The organism is Amycolatopsis sp. NPDC003676 (assembly GCF_053587275.1).
Genome location: NZ_JBSFNS010000131.1, coordinates 1 through 19,614 on the forward strand (window position 1 = coordinate 1; position 19,614 = coordinate 19,614).

The following is a 19,614-nucleotide window of genomic DNA, read 5'->3' on the forward strand; positions in this document are numbered from 1 at the left end:
GTGGCAATCCCGGTGCTAACCGGGATTGCCACTCACGACACCCGCTCGAAAGTCACCCATGGAAGCCCGATGTAAACCGACCGACGTTTCCCGCCGCCGATTCCTCACCGCCGCGCTCGCCGGCGCCACGCTCGCCGGCACCGCTCCCCTGCTGGCCGCCTGCGGCTCCACCGTCGCCGCAGCCGTCCCCTCCGGGCCGCCCAAACGAGGCGGCACCCTCCGCGTCGGCGTCACCGGCGGAGGCGCGTCCGACACGCTCGACCCGCACATCCCGGCCACCAACCCGGACATCGCGCGGGTCCTCAACCTCTACGAGCCGCTCCTGCTGCGCGATCACGACTACCGGCTCCAGATGCTGGTCGCCGAATCGCTGAAGTCCTCGCCGGACGCGCGCACCTGGACCGCCGTGCTCCGCTCCGGCATCCGCTTCCACGACGGCCGCCCGGTGACCCCGGCCGACGTCGTCGCGACCTTCCGCCGGATCACCGACCCGAAGGACCCGAAGAGCGGCGCGGCCGGGCTGACCATGCTCGGCGAGGTCGTCGCCACCGGCGACCGCACCGTCGAATTCCGCCTCACCTCACCGAATTCCGGCTTCGACGACCTGCTCGGCCAGTACAGCCTCGGCATCGTCCCGGCCGACTTCGACGTCAAGCGGCCAATCGGCACCGGACCGTTCAAGGCCGACACGTTCACCGCGGGCCTGCAGAGCACCTTCGTGCGCAACGAGCACTACTGGCGGCCGGGCGAGCCGTATCTCGACCGGTTGTCGCTCATCAACTTCTCCGACGACGACGCCCGGATCAACGCCCTCCTCTCGTCCCAAGTGGACGCCATCGACCAGGTTCCCGTGGCGCTCGTGGACGTGCTCCGCAGCGACCCGCGCGTCCAGGTGCTGCGGTCGGAAACCGGGACGTGGCTGCCGTTCACCATGCGGGTCGACCGCCCGCCGTTCAACGATGTCCGCGTGCGCCAGGCGCTGCGCCTGGTGGTCGACCGCGAGCAGATGATCAACCAGGTGCTCAGCGGGCAGGGCCGGGTCGGCAACGACCTGTACGCGCCCTTCGACCCCGCGTACAACCGGCAGCTGCCGCAACGGAAGCAGAACATCGCCGAGGCGAAACGGCTGCTCGCCGAAGCGGGCAAGCCGAACCTCGACATCGAACTGGTCACCGCGCCGATCCAGGCCGGTGCGGTCGAGGCCGCGCAGGTGTTCCAGCAGCAGGCCAAGGCCGCGGGCGTGAACGTGCGGATCCGGAAGATCGACACCACCACGTTCTACGGCGAGAACTACCTGTCCTGGGATTTCGCGCAGGACTTCTGGTACACGCGCAACTACCTGCCGCAGGTCGCGTCCGGCTCGCTGCCGAAAGCGCCATACAACGAAACCCATTGGAACGACCCGGAATTCACCGACCTCGTCACGCGGGCGAGTGCCACCGTGGATCCGAAAGCGCGCACTGGGCTGCTTCAAAAGGCGCAGCAAATCGAGTACGAACGCGGCGGCCTGATCGTGTGGGGCTTCGTCGACCAGGTCGACGCCTATCAGTCCTATGTGGCCGGTTTCGTGCCGGACCGCACCGGGATCTCGCTGTCGGGCTACCAGTTCCGGCAGGTCTGGCTCGGCACGGCGGAAGGAGGTGCGGCATGACCAGGCTGATCCTCAAACGGCTTCTCGTGAGCCTCGTGGTGCTGTGGCTGGTCACCCTGCTGGTGTTCGTCGCGACGCTGCTGCTGCCGGGCGATCCGGCCCGGGCCATCCTCGGCCAGCAGGCGACTCCGGAGCGGATCGCCGCGCTGCAGCACACGCTGCACCTCGACGAACCGGTCTGGCAGCGCTACCTCTCCTGGCTCGGCGGTCTGTTCACCGGCGATCTCGGCACTTCGACCTCGACCCAGGGCCCGGTCACGACGCTGCTGGCGGACCGGGTGTCGGCCTCGCTGGTGCTGCTCGTGCTCGCCGCGGTGATCGCCACCCCGCTCGGGCTCGCGCTCGGCACGTGGAGCGCGATGCGCCGCGGCCGCGCCAGCGACCAGGTGGTGTCCGGAATCAGCCTGGTGATCGCCGCGCTGCCGGAGTTCGTCATCGGCGTGGCGCTCATCGTTCTCTTCGCGACCACAGTGTTCCGCTTTCTGCCGTCAGTCACGCTCACGCCACCAGGCGAAGCGGTATGGGCCCAACCCAGCCAGCTTGTCCTGCCAGTGCTCACTCTCGTGCTCGTTGTGACGCCGTACATCACGCGGATGATGCGCGCGACGATGAACGAAGTCCTCGACTCCGGCTACGTGGAAATGGCCCGGCTCAAGGGAATGCGCGAGCGGACGGTGCTGCTGCGGCACGCCTTGCCGCACGCGGTCGGCCCGGTCGCGCAGGTCGTCGCGATCCAGCTGGCGTGGCTGGCCGGCGGCGTCGTGGTGGTCGAATTCCTGTTCCGCTACCCCGGCATCGGCCAGGCGCTGATCGACGCGGTCGGCAAACGCGACGTCGCCGTGGTCCAGGCGGTGACGCTGCTGATCGCCGCGGTTTACATCGTGGTGAACCTGCTGGCCGACGTGATCGGCATCCTCGCCGATCCCAAGCTCCGGACGGAGGCAGTGCGATGACCGCGGTCGAAGAAGAACAGGTGGTCCCCGCCGTCCCCGAAACGCCGCCGCGCGCGGCCGGGCTGATCCGCACCGCGTGGGCGTTCCCGCAGGCCAAAGTCGGCACCGTACTGGCCGGAGTCGTCGTTCTCGTGGCGTTGCTCGGCCCGTGGCTCGGGCCGATCATCACCGGCCACACCACCACCGACTTCGCCGGGAAACCGTTCAAGCCCGACGGTCTGATGGGCACCGACGGCCTGGGCCGCGACGTCCTCACCCGCTTCCTCGCGGGCGGCACCACGCTGCTGCTGTACGCCGTCCTCGCCACCGCACTCGGCATCGTGCTGGGCGCGCTGCTCGGCATGATCGCCGGATACGGCGGCGGCTGGCTGGACAGCCTGCTGATGCGCGGCAACGACGTGCTGCTGTCGTTTCCGCAGCTCGTCATCGCGTTGCTGGCGATCGCAGTCATCGGCCCGAAGGGCTGGTTGCTGGTGCTGGTCATCGGGCTGACGCACGCACCGCGGACCGCACGGGTCGCCCGCCAGGCCACCGTCTCGGTCCGCAATCACGACTACATCCGCGCCGCCGAGATGTACGCGGTCCCGCGCAGCCGGATCCTGCTGCGCGAGATCCTGCCGAACATCACCGGCCCGCTGATGGTGGAGCTGGGCCTGCGGCTGACCTACTCGATCGGCTACATCGCCTCGCTGTCGTTCCTGGGGCTCGGCATCCAGCCGCCGACCGCGGACTGGGGCCTGATGATCAACGAGAACCGGATCGCGCTCGTCGTGCAGCCGTGGGGCGTGCTGCTCCCGGTGGCCGCGATCGCGGTGCTGGCCGTCGGCACGAACCTCGTCGCCGACTCGCTCGCCTCGGCCGCGGCCGGGCGGACCCGGGAGGGACGGGCATGACGACCGCTCTGGAGGTGACCGGACTGGCCGTGCGCACGACCGCGGGCCGTCCGGTGCTGCATTCGGTGTCCTACGAGATCGCGCCCGGCGAGGTCCTCGCGCTCGTCGGCGAATCCGGCTCCGGCAAGACGACCGCCGGATTGGCCGCGCTCGGCCATTTCCGGCGCGGGCTGGTGTCCGGCGGCGGCAAGGTGGTGCTCCATCCGCGCGACGGCGAACCCGTTGACGTCCTGACGCTCGACGACGCCGCGCGCCGCCAGCTGCGGGGCAGCGCCGTCGCGTACATCCCGCAGGACCCGGCGTTGTCGCTCAACCCCGCGCTGCGGGTCGGCCGGCAGATCGCCGAAGTGCTGGAAACGCACGGGTATCCGGGTTCCGCGGACGAGCGGGTGGCCGAGGTGCTCGCCGAGGTCGGGCTGCCGTCCGACGAGGCCTACCAGCGGCGATACCCGCATCAGCTGTCCGGCGGGCAACAGCAGCGGGTCGGCATCGCGATGGCTTTCGCCTGCCGCCCGAGCGTCGTGGTGCTGGACGAACCGACCACCGGGCTCGATGTGAAGACCCAGGCGCTGGTGCTGGAAACCGTCCGGCAGTTGACCTCCGAACACGGAGTCGCGGCGCTCTACATCACGCACGACCTCGCCGTGGTGGCGCAGCTTGCCGACCGCGTTGCCGTGATGTACCAGGGAGATCTGGTCGAATGCGGCGTCGCCGAGGAAGTGCTGCGGCGGCCGAAACACGCGTACACGAAGCGGCTTCTCGCAGCGGTGCCAGACCTTGGTGCAGAACCCGCCGCTGCTCCCCCGCCGGACGACGCCGTGCTCGCCGCGCGCGACATCCGGTTGGCCTACGGGCAGCAGAAGGTGTTGCGCGGCATCGATCTCGCCGTGACGCGCGGGGAAAGCGTGATGCTGCTCGGCGAATCCGGCTCCGGGAAAACCACGCTGTCGCAGTGCATCGCCGGACTGAATCGGGGTTTCACCGGCACCGTCGCGCTCGAAGGCACTCCGCTGGCCCCAGCCGCCCGGCAGCGCAGCACTGATGAGCTCCGGCGGATCCAGTACGTTTTCCAGAGCCCGTTCTCGTCGCTGAACCCGCGCAAGACGATCGCGCAGTCGATCGAGGTTCCGTTGGTGCGCTTGACTTCTCTCTCCCGCACCGAGCGGCGGAAGCGCGTCGCCGAGACGTTGGATCGGGTCCGCCTTCGGCAAGACCTCGCGAACCGGCTGCCCGACCAGCTCAGCGGCGGCGAACGGCAACGCGCCGCGATCGCCCGCGCGCTCGTCACCACGCCGGACGTCCTCGTGTGCGACGAGGTCACGTCGGCGTTGGACGTGTCCGTGCAGGCCACCATCGTGGAGCTGCTCGGCGAACTGCGCCGGGAACTCGGCATGGCGATGCTGTTCGTGACGCACAACATCGCCCTCGCCCCGGAGGTGGCGGACCGGATCGCGGTCCTGCGCGGCGGCGAGATCGTCGAGGAAGGCACCGTCGAATCGGTGCTGAGCTCCCCGTCACACGAGTACACCAGCGAACTTCTCGCTACGACGCCGAGGCTGTGAGGAGCCGGTCATGACTGTGCACGGAGCGGTAAAGCCCGGCTATGAGGGCGTGCGGGAAGCGTTCGGCGACATCATCGAAGCGACCACCGGCGGAGCCGCGTTCAGCGTGTTCCGCAACGGCGCGCCGGTAGTGGAGCTGTGGGGCGGCTCGGCGGCGGACGGCGTGCCGTGGACCGAAGACACCCGCGCCGTGCTGTTCAGCGGCACGAAAGGCGTGGTCGCGACCGTCCTGGCGATCCTGACCGCGCGGGGAAAACTCGACCCGGACGAACGCGTCGCCCGCTACTGGCCCGAGTTCTCCATGGCAGGCAAGGAGGAGGTGCCCGTCTCGCAGGTCCTGTCGCACACCGTCGGCCTGCCCTACGTCGAGCCCGACCTGCCCATGCTGGACAACGCGGTGAACGCCGATGCCCTGGCCGTCCAGCGTCCATTGTGGACTCCCGGTACGAAGGTCGCGTACCACGCGCTCACCTACGGCTACCTCGCCACCGAGCTGGCCCGGCGCGTCACCGGCGAGGATCTGGGCACCCTCGTCCGCGATTTCCTCGCCGAGCCGCACGGCCTCGACCTGCGGCTCGGCACCCCGCCCACCGTCCCGGTCGCGACCCTGCGACGCGCGCCCGGCTACCGGATCAGCACCTTCCTCCAGGACGAGGAACGCCGCCGGATCGTCGAACGGATGTACCGCGGCCTGCTCGACTCCGGCGACTCGATGAACTCGCCGGAGTACCGCGGCGCGACGCTGGCGGCAGGCGGCGCAGTCGGCACCGCCACCGCGATGGCCCGCCTGTACGACCTGCTGCGCTCCGGCAAACTCGTTCCGGACGACATCCTCGCCCAGGCGACGCGTACCTGGTCCGAGGGCATCGACGCGATCAACGACCGCCCGCTGCGCTTCGGCCTCGGCTTCGAACTGGCCGACCCGATCGGCACCTACGGCCCCGCCGACGCCGATCCCGCCGCCTTCGGCCACTCCGGTGCGGGAGGCGGCCGCCACGGCGCGTGGCCGGCCCGGGGCCTGTCGTTCTCCTTCGTGACAAACGAACTCCAGGCCGAGGATGTCGACCACCGGGCTTCCTCGCTGCTGGCGGCGCTGCACGAGGCCGCCTGACCTACCGTGGGACACATGCGGATCGTGTCCCTGCTGCCCGCCGCCACCGACCTGGTCGCTGTCCTCGGCAAGACGGGCGACCTGGTCGGCCGCACCCACGAATGCGACTGGCCCGCCGACGTCGCCTCCGTACCGGTGGTGACCGCCGCGGACCTCGACTCCGACACCCTGACCAGCCGCGAAATCTCCACCGCCGTCGACGCGTCGCATCAAGGATCGTCGCTCTACTCCGTCGACCTGGAGCAGTTGGCCGCCCTCGCGCCAGACCTCGTGCTCACGCAAGACCTGTGCGAGGTCTGCGCGGTGTCCTACACCCGCGTCGCAGCGGCGGTCAGGATGCTCGACGCCGGACCGCGCGTGCTCAGCCTCGAACCGCGCACTCTGGACGAAGTCCTCGACTGCCTGACCATCCTCGGCGACGCGCTGGGCGTCCCAGACGTCGCTGCGGCCCGCGCAGCCGAACTCCGCTCCCGGCTCGCCGCCGTGCGGGCCCGGGTCGCCGGACTCCCGCGGCCGCGGGTGGTCGCACTGGAATGGCTCGACCCGCTCTGGCCCGCCGGGCACTGGGTTCCCGAGCAGATCACCGCCGCGGGCGGCACGCCGCTGCTCGCCGAACCGGGCGAGCACACCAAGCCGATGACGTGGGACGCTGTGGTCGCCGCCCGCCCGGACGTCCTGCTCGTCCTCCCCTGCGGCTTCTCCCCGGACCGCACCGAGGCCGAACTGGACGTCCTCACCTCGCGGCCAGGCTGGACCGGCCTGCCCGCCGTCCGGAACGACCGGGTCTGGCTCCTCGACGGCCCGTCCTACTTCAACCGCCCCGGTCCCCGAGCAGTGCGCGGCGCGGAGATCCTCGCGACCGTGCTCCACGACGTCCCCGCTGATCCACCAGTCAGCGCTGACGAAGCCCGCCCGATCTGACGCTTTCGCCCGCGACTCCCGTCCGCCGCTCCCCCTCAAATCCGCCCCTTCCCCCGAAAAGATCGCCCGCACGGGAAGCCAACGGACCCCTTTCGTGTTGTCCTCCAAGCAGGACCGGCATGAAACGGGGTGCGTCGCTTGAGCTCATCCGAACGGCACGCGGCGGACTACCCCGCGCACCGGCTGGCCGTCGATCTCCCGATCGCCGCCCTCCTCATCGCGTCCCTCGCCCACTGGATCCGCGGCGCTCCCGCCGACGGCGTCATCTTCTTCGCCGCCGCGATCCTCCTGCTCTTCACCGAACGCCACAGCACCGCCGACGCTCTCCTCGCCCCGTCCACCCGGCTCCCCGGCACTTCGCTGATCGCCGCCGTCGCACTGGTGGCACTGGTCTTCGGCCGCCAGACCGTCCCGATGTTCCTCACCATCTCCGCGATCGGCATCGGCGCGCTGGTCGTCGAATGGCGGGACCCCTCGCTCCCGCCGCAACCGGTCCCGCGCCGAGGCTGGCTGTGGGTCGCGCTGGCGATCTCCTGGTGCCTCTGGGAACTAGTCTCCTTCATCTACGAACAAGCCGCGGGCGGACTCTCGCTCACGCATCCGACGATGAGCGACCTCGTCGACCCGATGCTCGACAACCGCGTCGTCCAAGCGCTCGCGCTCGGCGTCTGGGTCGCCGCCGGGCTGGCGATGCTGCGCGCGGCCGCCGCGGCGAGGAGAACGGCATGAGCAGCAGGCTGATCACCGAAATCGGCTTCGGCGCGATCGTGGCCGCCGCGATCCTGCTGTGGCTGGGCAGCCATCTGTTCCCCAAGAAGATCCCGCCGCTGACGCGTGTGCTCTCCGCGCTGATGCGCAAGAGGTCGACCCGCATCGCGCTCGTGCTGGCCTGGTGGTGGGTCGGCTGGCACTTCTTCGTGCAAAGCTAACCCCGGAGCAAATCATCGATTATTTTTGCTATAGTCGATGACATGACCACTACCGAACGCCTTGAGGTCTCGCGGCTCATACCCGCCCCTGCCAGCGCCGTCTTCGCGGTTCTCGCCGACCCGCAGGGCCACGTCGACATCGACGCCTCCGGAATGCTCATGGACGCCGAAGGCGAACCGGTCACCCAGGCCGGAGACCGGTTCGTGGTCCACATGGACCGGGAAGCGCTCGGCGACCGGCCCATCGGCAAGTACGACGTCGAGGTCGTCATCACGAAACTCGTCCCCGACGAGGAGATCGCCTGGACCGTCGAGGGCAGCCTCCGCCCGCACGTCCGCCACATCTACGGCTACCGGCTCGAACCTGTCGACGACGGCACCCGCGTCACGTCCTATTACGACTGGTCGGAGCTCTCCGAGGAGTGGAAGGAGCGCCTCACGTTCCCGGTCGTCCCCGAGTCCGCGCTCAAGGCGACCCTCGGCATTCTGGAGCGCACCGTCCGCCGTCGCGCCGCCGGCTAGCGGTACCGCAACGCGGTCGGCTTGCCCTGCTCCGCCAGATACTGCTCGAAGGTGACCACGCCGTCGGCGTGCTTCGGCGCCAGATTCGCGCCAGTCGCGTAGCCCCGGCCGATCCGCCCCGGCACGGGCACCGAAACGAGCCGTTTGTCCTTCCCGGACGCGGCGAGCAGGGCACGCGCCAGATCCGCCGTCGTCCGCACTTCCGGTCCGCCGAAATCCGCGACGCGGCCCCGCGGTTCGCCCTGCGCCAGCGCGACCAGCCGGGCCGCGACGTCGCGCACGTCGACGGGCTGGAACCGGAATTTCGGCACCGGCACGACCGGCAGCCGCGCGGCGCCGGCGAGGATCGTCCGCACCAGAGAGTGGAACTGCGTCGCCCGCAGGATCGTGTGCGGCATCCCGGAATCCGCGATCACCTTCTCGGCGGCCAGTTTCGCCTGGTAGTAGCCCATCGGGATCTTGTCGACGCCGACGATCGAGACGTACACCAGATGCGGCGCCTGCCCGCTCCACCTCGCGGCCTCCACGAGCGTGCGCACCGTCTCGACCTCGTGGCGGTAGTCCGTCGCGCAATGGATCACAGTGTTCACCCCGGCGACCGCGACGTCGATGCCCCGCCCATTGCGCAGGTCACCGGCCGTCCATTCGACGCCTTCGCTGGACCGTCGCCGCCGGCTCAGCGCCCGCACCGGCACCTCCGCGGCCCGGAGCCGTTCCACGACCACCCGGCCCAGTTGTCCGGTCCCGCCGGTGACGAGGATCTGCTCGGCCACGTGGTCCTCCCGCTGCCGCACCGCCCGGGCTCAGCCGGCTCTCGCCCGCCATCCTGGCATGCCGGGCGCTACGGGAGTCAAAACTTCGAGCGCCACCGCACAGTCGGCTCGTTCGCGCTGTCCCGGCGCGGCTGGTCCTTCCGCAGCAGCACCGACAGCCGTCCGTACGCGGTGATCAGCTCCGACGTCGCCTCGTTGATCCGGCCCGCCCCGGCGTGGTCGAACGCCTGCCGCAACGCGGCCAGCGCGGCCGGTTCCGCGGTCGCGAGCAGGCCCGCGGCTTCGGAAACGGTCTCGGCGAGCCCGTCCAGCATGGCTTTCGTTTCCGGCCGCCCCGGCGCGACGGTCAGCACCGGCGACAGCACCCGCAACTGGTGGTGCAAGCGATAAAGCACGGCAAGCGGATCGTTCTGCCCGGCACTCTCCATCGTGCTCTCCTCCGCTCCGTCCCCGGGGAGACGCGGCGGGGGCTCCCCCATGACGCCAGGCGCCCGAATGACTTCGCTCAGGAGTCCTCCGCCTCCAACCCGTCCCGGTCGGCCCACTCCAGCAACGGCTCGAGCGAATACGCCACGTCGTCGATGCCCGCGTGCAGGTCGCCCATTTCGGCGAAGCGCGCGGGCACGGTCGCGATCGTGCAGTCGTGCGGGTCGACGTCGTCGACCTCGTCCCAGCGGATCGGCGTGGACACCAGCGCCTCGGGCACGCCGCGCACCGAATAGGCGCTGGCGATCGTGTGGTCGCGGGCGTTCTGGTTGTAGTCCACGAACAGCTTCTTCGGATCGCGGTCCTTGCGCCACCAGGTGGTGGTGACCTCGTCCGGAGCCCGCCGCTCGACCTCGCGGGCGAACGCGAGCGCCGCCCGGCGGACGTCCGCGAATCCCCAGCGCGGCTCGATCCGGACGTAGATGTGCATCCCGCTGCCGCCGGACGTCTTCGGCCAGCCGCGGATGTTCAGCTCGTCGAGGATTTCCTCGGCGACGTGCGCGACCCGGCGCACCGTCTCGAACCCGCATTCCGGCATCGGGTCGAGGTCGATCCGCCATTCGTCCGGCCGTTCGGTGTCCGCGCGCCGGGAATTCCACGGATGAAACTCCACAGTAGACATCTGCACCGCCCACGCCACGTGCGCCAGCTCGGTCACGCACAGCTCGTCCGCGTGCCGGTGGTAGCGCGGAAACTGCACCCGCACGGTCTCCAGCCACGGCGGCGCGCCGTTCGGCACCCGCTTCTGGTGCACCTTCTCCCCGGTCACCCCGGACGGGAACCGGTGCAGCATGCACGGCCGCTCCCGCAGGGCGCGCACGATCCCGTCGCCGACCGACAGGTAGTAGCGGACGAGATCGAGCTTCGTCTCGCCGCGCGCCGGGAAGTAGACCCGGTCCGGGTTGGACACCCGGACCGTCCGGTCCCCCACCTCGAGCTCGACGGCCTCGCCCTTCGCCATGGAACCGACCGTATCCGGAAATCGGCCGGTGCGTCAGCGGTCGAACGGCACGAGGGTGAAATGCCCGACGCCCTTGGCCGCGGAATAGACCGTCCACTGGTCCGGACCGTTGCCCGGGCCCTTGTCGTAGAGCAGCCGGTAGTCCGGCTTGCGCAGCGGCAGCCGGTGGAACCAGTGGTAGTTGATCCGGAGGATCGTTTTGCTGAAGAAGCCATCCTCGGCGAGCCGCTTGTTCACGATCTTCGTGACCTGGCTGCGGTCGGAGAACACGTCGAGGATCTGGCAGTCGCAGTAGTAGGCCAGCGTGCCGATCTCCCCCGGCCCGGCCACTGACTTGCCTTGCAGCCGCGTGCCGAGTTCCTTGCCGACCCGCGCGTAGTCGGTCGAACTCGCCCAGTTGCCGAAAATGACCGGCGACTGCCAGGGCACGCCCTGCGCGAGGTCCACGCCCACGTTGGCGAGCGCGACCGCGCCGCCGAGCCCGAGCGCGACGAGCGGCGGCACGCGGTTCAGCTTCGGCCGCTTCTTCGTCTCGGCGTGCCAGACGCCGATCATCAGGACCGCGAACGAAGCCGTGCTGACGATCGGGGTGACGTAGTACCAGTGGTACGGGCCGACGCCGAGCGTCGAGTAGACGATGTAGTAGACAACGCCGCCCGCGCCGAGCGCGACGACCGGGGCCAGCTGCGGGAAGTCGTCCCAGCGGCGTGCGAAGCGCAGGGCCAGCCAGCCGAGCAGCACCGTCACGCCGACGAGCGCCGAGGCGAAGGCGACCATCACGGTGAACGGCACGTACAGGAAGTACATCATCGGGCCGCTGAAGTAGCCCCAGGCGCCGAAGAGGCCTTCCTGGTCCTGCTTGATCACCAGCGTGTCCGGGATGAACGAACCGAGCGCGAACCAGCTCGTGAGGAACCACGGCGCGGACACGACGATCGCCGTGGCGACCGCGGTCCAGAACTTCTTCCGGATCGCCGCGGTGGAGAAGGCGATCACGAGGACGAACACGACCAGGTCGAGGCGGGTCAACACGGTCAGCGCGGCGACCGCGCCGAACAGCACCGGGCGCTTTTCCAGCGCGGCCACGACGAGCCACAGCAGGACAGTCGGGACGAGCAGCACCTCGAGGCCAGTGGCCGACAGCAGGAACGGGTTCGCGATCACCAGCAGCAGGCCCAGCACGCCGACCCACGGCGACAGGCCGAAGCGGCGGGTCAGCCGCGCCCACGCCCAGCCGATCGCGGCGCTGCTCAGCACGGTGAGCGCGCCGAGCGCCAGCACCGGGTGCGCGGAGCCGCTGATCCGGGTGACGAAGGTCAGGAACCCGAGCAGCAGGACGTCGAGCGGCGACGTCGCGGAGTTCGCGACCGAACCGGGAACGAGCGCCCATTCTCCGTGCAACGCGAGATTCTTCGCGTACGACAGGGTGATGTACCCGTCGTCGGTGAGGCTCCCGCGCACGAGCAGGAACGAGAGCAGGCCGAGCACCGCGGCGGCCAGCGGCAGCCACGCGGCGAGGCGGGACCGGACGGGAACGCGCGCGCTTTCCGCGCTGTTCGAGTCGTCCGAAGTCGTGAGCACAGATTCATCCACCGACATGATCCCGGAACAGTAGAGGGTGTCTGACAGGCAGATGCTAACGGGCTGTCCGAAACGTCGGCGCCTCCGCACCCGCTGCACCGGCGGTACCGGTTTCGCAACGGTTTCCCGCCGCACGGGCGAATTTCCCGCGATTTCACGCCAGTGCGTGCCGCCCGCCGGCGCGGTCCGCGCCCTGGTCGAGGATCCGGGTCGCCACGCGGGTGATCGCGGCGTCCAGTTCGGACCGGTCGCCCGCGCCCCAGTCGCCGAGGCGCTCGGCGATCCAGTCGTGCCACGCGCGGACGAGCTTGTCCCATTCGCGGGCGCCGGATTCGGTGAGCGACCAGCTGTCCCGCGCGTAGTCGAGGTGTCCGGTCAGTTCCAGCCGCGCGAACGCCGGTTCGAGCACCTGTGCCGGGACGCCGTGGTCCTCGCCGATCGCTTCGAGCGTCGCCGGCCGCCCGGCGCGCTGCCGGAGCCGGACCTGGAGAACGCACCACAGGCCGCCGACATCCAGCTCCGAACCGGCCCGCGCGACGATCGCGGGCGCGGCCTTCCGGCGTTCCCGGAACAGCAAGGTCGCGATCGCCCGTTCCAGTTCCCGGTCGTGTTCGTGCGCTTCGGGCATCGCGAATCCGTCGCCGAGGTCCGGCGCGGCGGCGCGGGCGGTGTCCCGCAACGGCATTTCCTTGAGGAAGAACGCGAGCACGAAGGCGACCAACCCGACTGGCGCGGCATAAAGGAACACGACGTGCAGCGAATCCGCGTACGCGGTAATCACCGGTTCCGAAATCGTCGCGGGCAAATGGTGCAGCGCCAGCGGAACCTGCACGGCTTTCGGGTCGACGCCCGGCGGAAGCGGATGTTCCGCGAGCGCCCTGGCGAGATTCGGGCCGAGCTGATTCGCGTAAATGGTGCCGAAAATGGCCGCGCCGAACGAACTGCCGATCGAACGCAGGAAGGTCACCCCGGACGTCGCGACGCCGAGATCCTTGTAGTCCACCGTGTTCTGCACCGCGATGGTCAGCACCTGCATGCCCAACCCGATCCCGAGCCCGAGAACCGCCATGTAGAGCGCGGATTCCCAGAACCCGGTGTGCGGGCCGAGCCGCGACAGCAGATACAGCCCGACCGTCATCACCGCGGACCCGACGAGCGGGTAGATCTTGTACTTCCCGGTGCGGCTCACCAGCGTGCCGGACAGGATCGAGGCGACCAGCAGCGCGAGCACCATCGGCAGCAGCCGCACGCCGGACGTCGTCGCCGAGACGCCCTGCACGTACTGCATGTAGGTGGGCAGATAGGACAGCGCGCCGAGCATCGCGAACCCGACGACGAAGCTCATGATCCCGGCGACGGTGAACACCGGATTCCGGAACAGCCGCATCGGCAGCATCGGCTCGGGCGCGCGCAGTTCGACCGCGACGAACGCGCCCAGCAGCACCACCGAGCCCGCGGCCATGCCGATGATCACCGGCGAACCCCACGCGTACGTGGTGCCGCCCCAGCTCGTGACGAGCGTCAGCCCGGTCGCGGCGAGGCCGATCAGCAGGATGCCGAGGTAGTCGATCACCGGTTTGACCGCGGCGCGCACGCTCGGCATCGCCGACGCGGCCACCGCGAGCACCACCACGGCGAGCGGGATGTTGACGTAGAACGCCCAGCGCCACGACAGGTGGTCGACGAACAGCCCGCCCAGCATCGGCCCGGCCACCGTGACGACGCCGAACACCGAACCGAGCGCGCCCTGGTACTTGCCGCGTTCGCGCAGCGGGACGACGTCGGCGATCAGCGCGGTCGAGGTGACCATCAGCCCGCCGCCGCCGAGGCCCTGCACGGCGCGCCAGATGATCAGCCAGGTCATGCTGTCGGCGAACCCGCAGAAGAACGAGCCCACGCCGAACACGATCACCGACAGCTGGAACATCAGCTTGCGGCCGAAGAGGTCGCCCAGCTTGCCGACGACGACCGTCATGATCGTCTCGGCCAGCAGGTAGGCGGTGACGACCCAGGACAGGTGACCGGCCCCGCCGAGGTCGCCGACGATGGTGGGCAGCGCGGTCCCGACGATGGTCTGGTCCAGCGCGGCGAGCAGCATGCCGAGCACGACCGCGCCGAACACCGCGTGGATCTTGCGCCGGGACAGCGCCGCCGGCGCCGGTTCTTCCCGGATCTCCTCCGCCGTGGCCGTCATCGGCTCCTCCTCGCGCGCCCGCGCCGGGCCGCTCCCGGCGCGTCCACGTAAGCACCTCGGTCCACTGTGGAATAGCCGCCCGGCCGGAGCGTCCCCCGTTCCGGTGACCGCGGCGGACCGGCGCGCTTCACCTCTTGCCTATCCGCCGCCGCCCTGGGACGCGTCGAGCACGGCCGTCTGTTTCGCCAGCCCGGACGTCGGCCGGGTGCCGTGTTCGACGGTCAGTCCCCGCATCGCGACCGGGTAGTCGAACCGGTACACCGCGACCGGCTCGCGCAGTTTGTCGCCGCGCAGGTACGTCGGGACTTCGGTGGCCTTCGCGTCGGCGAACAACGGCACGTACGGCCCGCCGGCGTCCGCGGAGTAAGCGACGCTGGCCAGCGACTGCGCGTCCGGACCGGGGGCGAACCGGTAGCGGACCGGCTGCACGATGCCGTCCGCCATCGAGGCCGGGGTCCGGCACGGCACGACGAACGCATTGGTCCAGTCCAACGTCACCGGCTCGCTCGGGGGGATCTCCTTCGTCAGCGGCTCCAGTCGCGGAATCCTGGGTGCGGTGACCGCGACCCAGCCGGACGGACCGGGGTCCGCGTCCCGCGCGACGATCCGGACCCGTCGCGCCCCCGGTGCCTGCCAGCGGGGATCGAACCGCGCGTCGCTCCACTTCCCGCTGCCGTCCCCTTTGGCCTTCACCGCCGCGAGCACGGTCCCGTCCGCTTTCGCGAACTCCGCCGACACCTGCACTTTCCCTTGCCCGGCATGGGAAATCACGACCGGAGCCGAATTCTTCGCCCCGGCGTCGGCGGGCAGGTCGTACCACCCGGTGGTGAGCGTGCCGGTCCTCGACGGCGACCGGTAGGAACTCCACGCCGGGTGCGCCTGGTCAGTGCCGTACGGGGTCCGCGGCGCCGAGTCCGGCGGGAACGCGGCGTTCATCGCGAACCCTTGCGCCGCGGCCGGGCCGGACGGCCGGAGCACCCCGGCGCCGACGTCCGGCTCGACGTCCAGCCAGTCCTCGACGCCGCAGGAGCTTCCGGCGCTGCCAGCTTCCGGCGCGAGGCCGAGCGAAGCCAGGTTCGACCGGCCGACGGAGTAGGTGTCCCACCGCAGTTTCACCGCTTGCGCCTGCCCGGCCAATTCGACCGCCACCGTCGCGGCGGCCACCGCGACGATCGCCCAGCCGGACCTCGGCAGCCAGCGCGGCGCGCGCCCCGCCTCCGGCCGCCGCTTCGCGCTCAGCCAGGCCCCGGCGAGCACGCCGCCGAGCGCGACGGCCAGCCCGGCCCAGAGGACCAGATCCGCCAGCCGCACGCCCTTCACCGAGGGCACGGAATCGCTCCAGCGGACGTCGTAGCCGGACTGCATCCACCACCGGTCCGGCGCGGACCAGGCCAGCCACGTCGTCGCCGCGGCCAAGCCCAGCGCCGCCGCCCGCGCCCACACCGAGGACAGCGCTCCGCGCGCGACGGTGTGCACCAGCATCACGGTCACCAGCGTGCCGAATCCGGCCAGCGCGCCGAAGTGATGCGTCCACTTCGTCGGCGTGAACGCGAGCACTACGAGACACAGGACGCTGACGACGACCATCCGGCGGGCAGGCCCGACGGCCAGTCCCGGAGCACGGCGCCGGATCAGCAGCACGGCCGTCAACGCCATCGCCAGGAACATCAGCAGCACCGGCACCCGGCGGTTCAGCGCACCCTCGACCACCGACGGGTCGAGCAGGGTCGTGTAGCGGGTGATTTCGCTCTGCCACGGCAGATCCGGGCCGATCTGCTGACGGACGGCGGTCGACTGCAGGACGGCGGTCAGCGGCTGGTCGTAGAACGCCGTCAGCACTGCGCTGCCCGCGGCTCCGGCGACGACCGCGATCGCGCCGAGCACCCGGAGGCCGGCGCCCCTGCGCACCAGTCGGACAAGGGGGCGCACTCCGGCGACGAACGGCAGGAATGCCGCGACTCCGAGCGGGTTCGTCGTCGCGGTGGCGCCGGCGACCACGAGCCCGACCGCGACCGGCGTCGCCGCACCGGTCGCCACGGCCCGCTCGACCAGCGCGAACACCGCCAGCGAGCCGAACACGATCCACGGCTCCGGCCGCAGCCCGACGTCGAAGGCCAGGTACCACGCCAGGAACAGCGCCGCGGCCGCCCAGCGGGTCCACCGGCCCGGCCGGTCGACCAGGCGCGGCAGCACCAGCCGGTCGATCAGGAACCAGGACGCCAGCCCCAGCAGCACCGAGGGCAGCCGCATCCACACCATGGCCGGCGAGACGCGGCCGAGCAGCGCGTACAGCTCGTAGTACCAGCCCCACGGCGCTTCCGGCGCGTTGAACCAGCGGAAGTAATTGCCGGTGAACCCGCTCGTCTCCCGAGCGCGCAGCATCGTCGAGATGTATCCGTCGTCCACGGTGAGCGCACCGATGACGGACCAGACTCCGAGCACCCCGGTCACGACGACGTCCGACGGCCGCGGCACCCACGCCCGGCGGGGGAACAGCCGGACCCTTCGCGCGGCGCGCCGGTCGCGCCGGATCAGCAGCACGATCATGCCGAGCAGCGCGAGCACCGAGACCACGCCGAGCGCGACCTTCACCACGCTCGGCGAGCTGACCCATCGGGTGTCGGGTTCGACCTGCGCGGACGCCATGCCCGGGCGCTCGGTGTACAGGCCGGTGACGGCCGGGCGGCTCGCAGTCCTGGCGGTGCCGACGGCAGTGCCTTGGCCGTCCGAGTGCACGGTCAGCCGGCAGTCGCCGCCGGACGGCCGGCGGAGCAGTTCGGCGCCGCCGAGTTCGGCTCTGACCGTGCCGTCGACCGCCCGGATCTCCAGCCCGCCGCCGAGAGGCTCGGCGCCTTGTTTGCCTCCCGGCGGAGTGGTCGCCAGGATCAGCCCGTTCGGGTCGGCGCATCGGACGGTCGCGTCCATTCTGGCCGGGTGGTACGGGTACGACGGCAGCGCGGTGTCCTGCGCGCCGTCCCAGCGGTAGGTCGTTGTCTCGGTGTTCACCGGCGCCACGGCGAACAGCACCGCGGTCAGTGCGGAAATGAGCCCGAGGCCGATGATGAGCCAACGATCGCCGGGTCGTCCGCGTGCGGTGGCGTCGGAATCTGGGGGCGGCATCGCGCGGAGTTTAGTGTTCCGGGGTTTCCCCGCCGTGAAGCGGCCTCGACGCCGACCGCGTTGCCGAGCGAATTTCAGGTTCGAGCGCCGGGAGAGCGTTCGGCCCCGCCGCGCACCGGTTCCGTCCGTCCACTGTGGAACGGCCGCCCGCCGTCGGCTTCGCCCGTTCCGGCGACCTCCGCGCCCTGGCGGACGTTCCGCTTCCGCCGCTACCCTGGATACCCCCGGCGGCTGCCCGAAAGTCTCCGCGCGCACCGTCCATCGTGGACATCCGCGCAGCTCCAGCGCGATTTCCGGAAGTCAAACGGGTCCTGCCCGATTTACCCGGTTCCTCCACGGTGATCTGCAGCACACCTTAAGTCCAGCCTAGGTGTGCTGCGTCACGCGGTGCGGTACCGCTAGCGTCACGCAACCATGGAATCCACAGTGGTCGCCAAAGAGGGCGACAACTACACGAAAGCACTGGGCAATCGCCAGGTGCAGATGATCGCGATCGGCGGGGCGATCGGGGTCGGGCTCTTCCTCGGCGCGGGCGGGCGGCTCCACGAAGCGGGGCCGTCGCTGGTCCTTTCCTACGCGCTGTGCGGCATCGCGGCCTACTTCGTGATGCGGGCGCTCGGCGAACTCGTCATGCACCGGCCCAGCTCCGGCAGTTTCGTCACCTACGCCCGCGAGTTCATCGGGCCGTGGGCCGGCTTCGTGTCCGGCTGGATGTACTGGCTGAACTGGGCGATGACCGGGATCGCGGAGATCACCGCGGTCGCGATCTACGTGCACAAGTGGCTGCCGGACGTGCCGCAGTGGATCACCGCGCTGATCGCGCTCGGCGTGCTGATGGCGGTCAACCTGCTGAGCGTGAAGCTGTTCGGGGAACTGGAGTTCTGGTTCTCCGTCGTGAAGGTCCTCGCGATCATCGTGTTCCTGGTGACCGCGCTCGGGCTCGTGTTCACCGGCGCGAACATCGGCGGCACCACCGCCGGCGTGCACAACCTGACCGACCACGGCGGGTTCTTCCCGGCGGGCGTCGGCATCGCGCTGATGACGCTGCAGGCGGTCGTGTTCGCCTACTCCGCGATCGAGGTCGTCGGCATCGCGGCCGGCGAGACCAAGGACGCGCGCAAGGTGCTGCCGAAGGCGATCAACGGCGTCGTGTGGCGGATCGGCGTCTTCTACGTCGGTTCGGTGCTGCTGCTGGCGATGCTGATGCCGTGGCCGTTCTACAACGGCGGCGAAAGCCCGTTCGTCACGGTCTTCTCCCGGCTGGGCATCGGCGGCATCGGCGACGTGATGAACGCCGTCGTCCTCACCGCCGCGCTGTCCTCGTGCAACTCGGGCCTCTACTCCACCGGCCGCATTCTCCGTGCGCTCGCCGACGAGGGCGAGGCGCCGAAGTTCGTCGGCAAGATGAACTCGCGGCACGTGCCCTACGGCGGAATTCTCTTCACGTCGGTGGCTTACGTGCTCGGCGTGGTGCTGAACTACATCGTGCCGTCGAAGGCCTTCGACATCGCCACCGCGATCGCCTCGCTCGGGGTGGTCGCGACGTGGGCGACGCTGGTGTTCTCCCAGATGCGCATGCGCCAGGCCTCGTTGCGCGGCGAACTGGAGCGGCCGAGCTACCGCATGCCCGGCGCGCCGTACACCGGCTGGGCCACGCTCGGATTCCTCGTGCTGGTCGTGGTGCTGATGGGATTCTCCGACGGAGCCGAGAAGATCGCGTTCTACTCGATCCCGGCGATCGTCGTGGTGCTCGCGCTCGGCTGGCGCATCGTGTCCCGCAAACGGCAGGCGCGCACCAGCGCCTGAGCGGAGCCCGCGTTCCCCCATCCCCGCGAACGCGGCACCGGCCCGGCCGCTCCTCCGATACCGTCGGGGGGGGGGCCGGGGGGGTTTTAAAAACGGGGCATAAGTTACCTGCGACCACAACCCCCCCGCCCCCAAAGAAAAAGACACAAAA

The 19,614-nt window shown here is 70.3% G+C and carries 16 protein-coding genes; 10 read left to right on the forward strand and 6 right to left on the reverse strand.

The genetic code is table 11. The features are described 5' to 3' along the window. The first annotated feature begins 58 nt into the window (after window positions 1-58). From ACWDNU_RS39700 to ACWDNU_RS39740, 9 genes are all read left to right on the forward strand, one after another. Window positions 59-1,651 (forward strand): ABC transporter substrate-binding protein, encoded by a 1,593-nt coding sequence (locus ACWDNU_RS39700; protein WP_370936926.1) that lies wholly within the window; start codon window positions 59-61, stop codon window positions 1,649-1,651. Then, window positions 1,648-2,604 carry an ABC transporter permease gene (locus tag ACWDNU_RS39705; RefSeq protein WP_449672638.1) on the forward strand — a complete coding sequence of 319 codons (957 nt, stop codon included), beginning with the start codon at window positions 1,648-1,650 and terminating at the stop codon, window positions 2,602-2,604. Before ACWDNU_RS39700 ends, ACWDNU_RS39705 begins: the two co-directional genes overlap by 4 nt. Beyond that, entirely contained in the window at window positions 2,601-3,497 is an 897-nt protein-coding gene (locus ACWDNU_RS39710) for an ABC transporter permease (RefSeq protein ID WP_370936925.1), read from the forward strand. The genes ACWDNU_RS39705 and ACWDNU_RS39710 overlap by 4 nt, the downstream gene beginning before the upstream one ends. After that, complete coding sequence (locus ACWDNU_RS39715; protein WP_370936924.1) at window positions 3,494-5,059, forward strand: ABC transporter ATP-binding protein; 1,566 nt, start codon at window positions 3,494-3,496, stop codon at window positions 5,057-5,059. The genes ACWDNU_RS39710 and ACWDNU_RS39715 overlap by 4 nt, the downstream gene beginning before the upstream one ends. A gap of 10 nt (window positions 5,060-5,069) precedes the next feature. Further along, window positions 5,070-6,170 (forward strand): serine hydrolase domain-containing protein, encoded by a 1,101-nt coding sequence (locus ACWDNU_RS39720; RefSeq protein WP_449672639.1) that lies wholly within the window; start codon window positions 5,070-5,072, stop codon window positions 6,168-6,170. Between the two features lie 15 nt (window positions 6,171-6,185). Further along, window positions 6,186-7,091, forward strand: coding sequence for a cobalamin-binding protein (locus ACWDNU_RS39725; protein WP_449672641.1), 906 nt, complete (start codon window positions 6,186-6,188; stop codon window positions 7,089-7,091). Window positions 7,092-7,220: 129 nt separating this feature from the next. Then, on the forward strand, window positions 7,221-7,820 hold the full coding sequence (locus ACWDNU_RS39730; protein ID WP_449672642.1) for a hypothetical protein: 600 nt from the start codon (window positions 7,221-7,223) through the stop codon (window positions 7,818-7,820). Then, complete coding sequence (locus ACWDNU_RS39735; RefSeq protein ID WP_344275539.1) at window positions 7,817-8,020, forward strand: DUF6186 family protein; 204 nt, start codon at window positions 7,817-7,819, stop codon at window positions 8,018-8,020. The genes ACWDNU_RS39730 and ACWDNU_RS39735 overlap by 4 nt, the downstream gene beginning before the upstream one ends. A 42-nt stretch (window positions 8,021-8,062) precedes the next feature. After that, complete coding sequence (locus ACWDNU_RS39740) at window positions 8,063-8,542, forward strand: SRPBCC family protein (RefSeq protein ID WP_449672643.1); 480 nt, start codon at window positions 8,063-8,065, stop codon at window positions 8,540-8,542. On the opposite strand, the gene ACWDNU_RS39745 is transcribed toward ACWDNU_RS39740, so the two are convergent. The 6 genes from ACWDNU_RS39745 to ACWDNU_RS39770 all read right to left on the reverse strand — a co-directional run bounded on the left by ACWDNU_RS39745 (window position 8,539) and on the right by ACWDNU_RS39770 (window position 17,657). Continuing rightward, complete coding sequence (locus tag ACWDNU_RS39745; RefSeq protein WP_449672644.1) at window positions 8,539-9,315, reverse strand: SDR family oxidoreductase; 777 nt, start codon at window positions 9,313-9,315, stop codon at window positions 8,539-8,541. The two genes, ACWDNU_RS39740 and ACWDNU_RS39745, sit on opposite strands and share 4 nt — an antisense overlap. 77 nt (window positions 9,316-9,392) lie before the next feature. Then, on the reverse strand, window positions 9,393-9,743 hold the full coding sequence (locus tag ACWDNU_RS39750) for a hypothetical protein (RefSeq protein WP_449672645.1): 351 nt from the start codon (window positions 9,741-9,743) through the stop codon (window positions 9,393-9,395). Between the two features lie 77 nt (window positions 9,744-9,820). Further along, window positions 9,821-10,762: a non-homologous end-joining DNA ligase gene (gene ligD / locus ACWDNU_RS39755; RefSeq protein WP_449672646.1), complete on the reverse strand. Its 942-nt coding sequence runs from the start codon at window positions 10,760-10,762 to the stop codon at window positions 9,821-9,823. Between the two features lie 33 nt (window positions 10,763-10,795). Beyond that, entirely contained in the window at window positions 10,796-12,343 is a 1,548-nt protein-coding gene (locus ACWDNU_RS39760) for a hypothetical protein (protein ID WP_449672647.1), read from the reverse strand. A gap of 154 nt (window positions 12,344-12,497) precedes the next feature. Next, entirely contained in the window at window positions 12,498-14,537 is a 2,040-nt protein-coding gene (locus tag ACWDNU_RS39765) for an MDR family MFS transporter (RefSeq protein WP_449672648.1), read from the reverse strand. 138 nt (window positions 14,538-14,675) lie between these two features. Next, window positions 14,676-17,657, reverse strand: coding sequence for an arabinosyltransferase domain-containing protein (locus ACWDNU_RS39770; protein ID WP_449672649.1), 2,982 nt, complete (start codon window positions 17,655-17,657; stop codon window positions 14,676-14,678). 414 nt (window positions 17,658-18,071) lie between these two features. Here ACWDNU_RS39770 and ACWDNU_RS39775 point away from each other — a divergent pair, with 414 nt between their 5' ends. Continuing rightward, entirely contained in the window at window positions 18,072-19,463 is a 1,392-nt protein-coding gene (locus tag ACWDNU_RS39775; RefSeq protein WP_449672650.1) for an amino acid permease, read from the forward strand. The last annotated feature ends 151 nt before the right edge of the window (window positions 19,464-19,614 follow it).

Bases quoted from the DNA above. Each gene is read 5' to 3' on its own strand.
- ACWDNU_RS39740 (WP_449672643.1), top strand. From the start codon at position 8,063: ATGACCACTACCGAACGCCTTGAGGTCTCGCGGCTCATACCCGCCCCT.
- ACWDNU_RS39720 (WP_449672639.1), top strand. From the start codon at position 5,070: ATGACTGTGCACGGAGCGGTAAAGCCCGGCTATGAGGGCGTGCGGGAA.
- ACWDNU_RS39775 (WP_449672650.1), top strand. From the start codon at position 18,072: ATGGAATCCACAGTGGTCGCCAAAGAGGGCGACAACTACACGAAAGCA.
- ACWDNU_RS39770 (WP_449672649.1), bottom strand. From the start codon at position 17,657: ATGCCGCCCCCAGATTCCGACGCCACCGCACGCGGACGACCCGGCGAT.
- ACWDNU_RS39725 (WP_449672641.1), top strand. From the start codon at position 6,186: ATGCGGATCGTGTCCCTGCTGCCCGCCGCCACCGACCTGGTCGCTGTC.
- ACWDNU_RS39765 (WP_449672648.1), bottom strand. From the start codon at position 14,537: ATGACGGCCACGGCGGAGGAGATCCGGGAAGAACCGGCGCCGGCGGCG.
- ACWDNU_RS39750 (WP_449672645.1), bottom strand. From the start codon at position 9,743: ATGGAGAGTGCCGGGCAGAACGATCCGCTTGCCGTGCTTTATCGCTTG.
- ACWDNU_RS39735 (WP_344275539.1), top strand. From the start codon at position 7,817: ATGAGCAGCAGGCTGATCACCGAAATCGGCTTCGGCGCGATCGTGGCC.
- ACWDNU_RS39700 (WP_370936926.1), top strand. From the start codon at position 59: ATGGAAGCCCGATGTAAACCGACCGACGTTTCCCGCCGCCGATTCCTC.
- ACWDNU_RS39715 (WP_370936924.1), top strand. From the start codon at position 3,494: ATGACGACCGCTCTGGAGGTGACCGGACTGGCCGTGCGCACGACCGCG.
- ACWDNU_RS39705 (WP_449672638.1), top strand. From the start codon at position 1,648: ATGACCAGGCTGATCCTCAAACGGCTTCTCGTGAGCCTCGTGGTGCTG.
- ACWDNU_RS39710 (WP_370936925.1), top strand. From the start codon at position 2,601: ATGACCGCGGTCGAAGAAGAACAGGTGGTCCCCGCCGTCCCCGAAACG.
- ligD (WP_449672646.1), bottom strand. From the start codon at position 10,762: ATGGCGAAGGGCGAGGCCGTCGAGCTCGAGGTGGGGGACCGGACGGTC.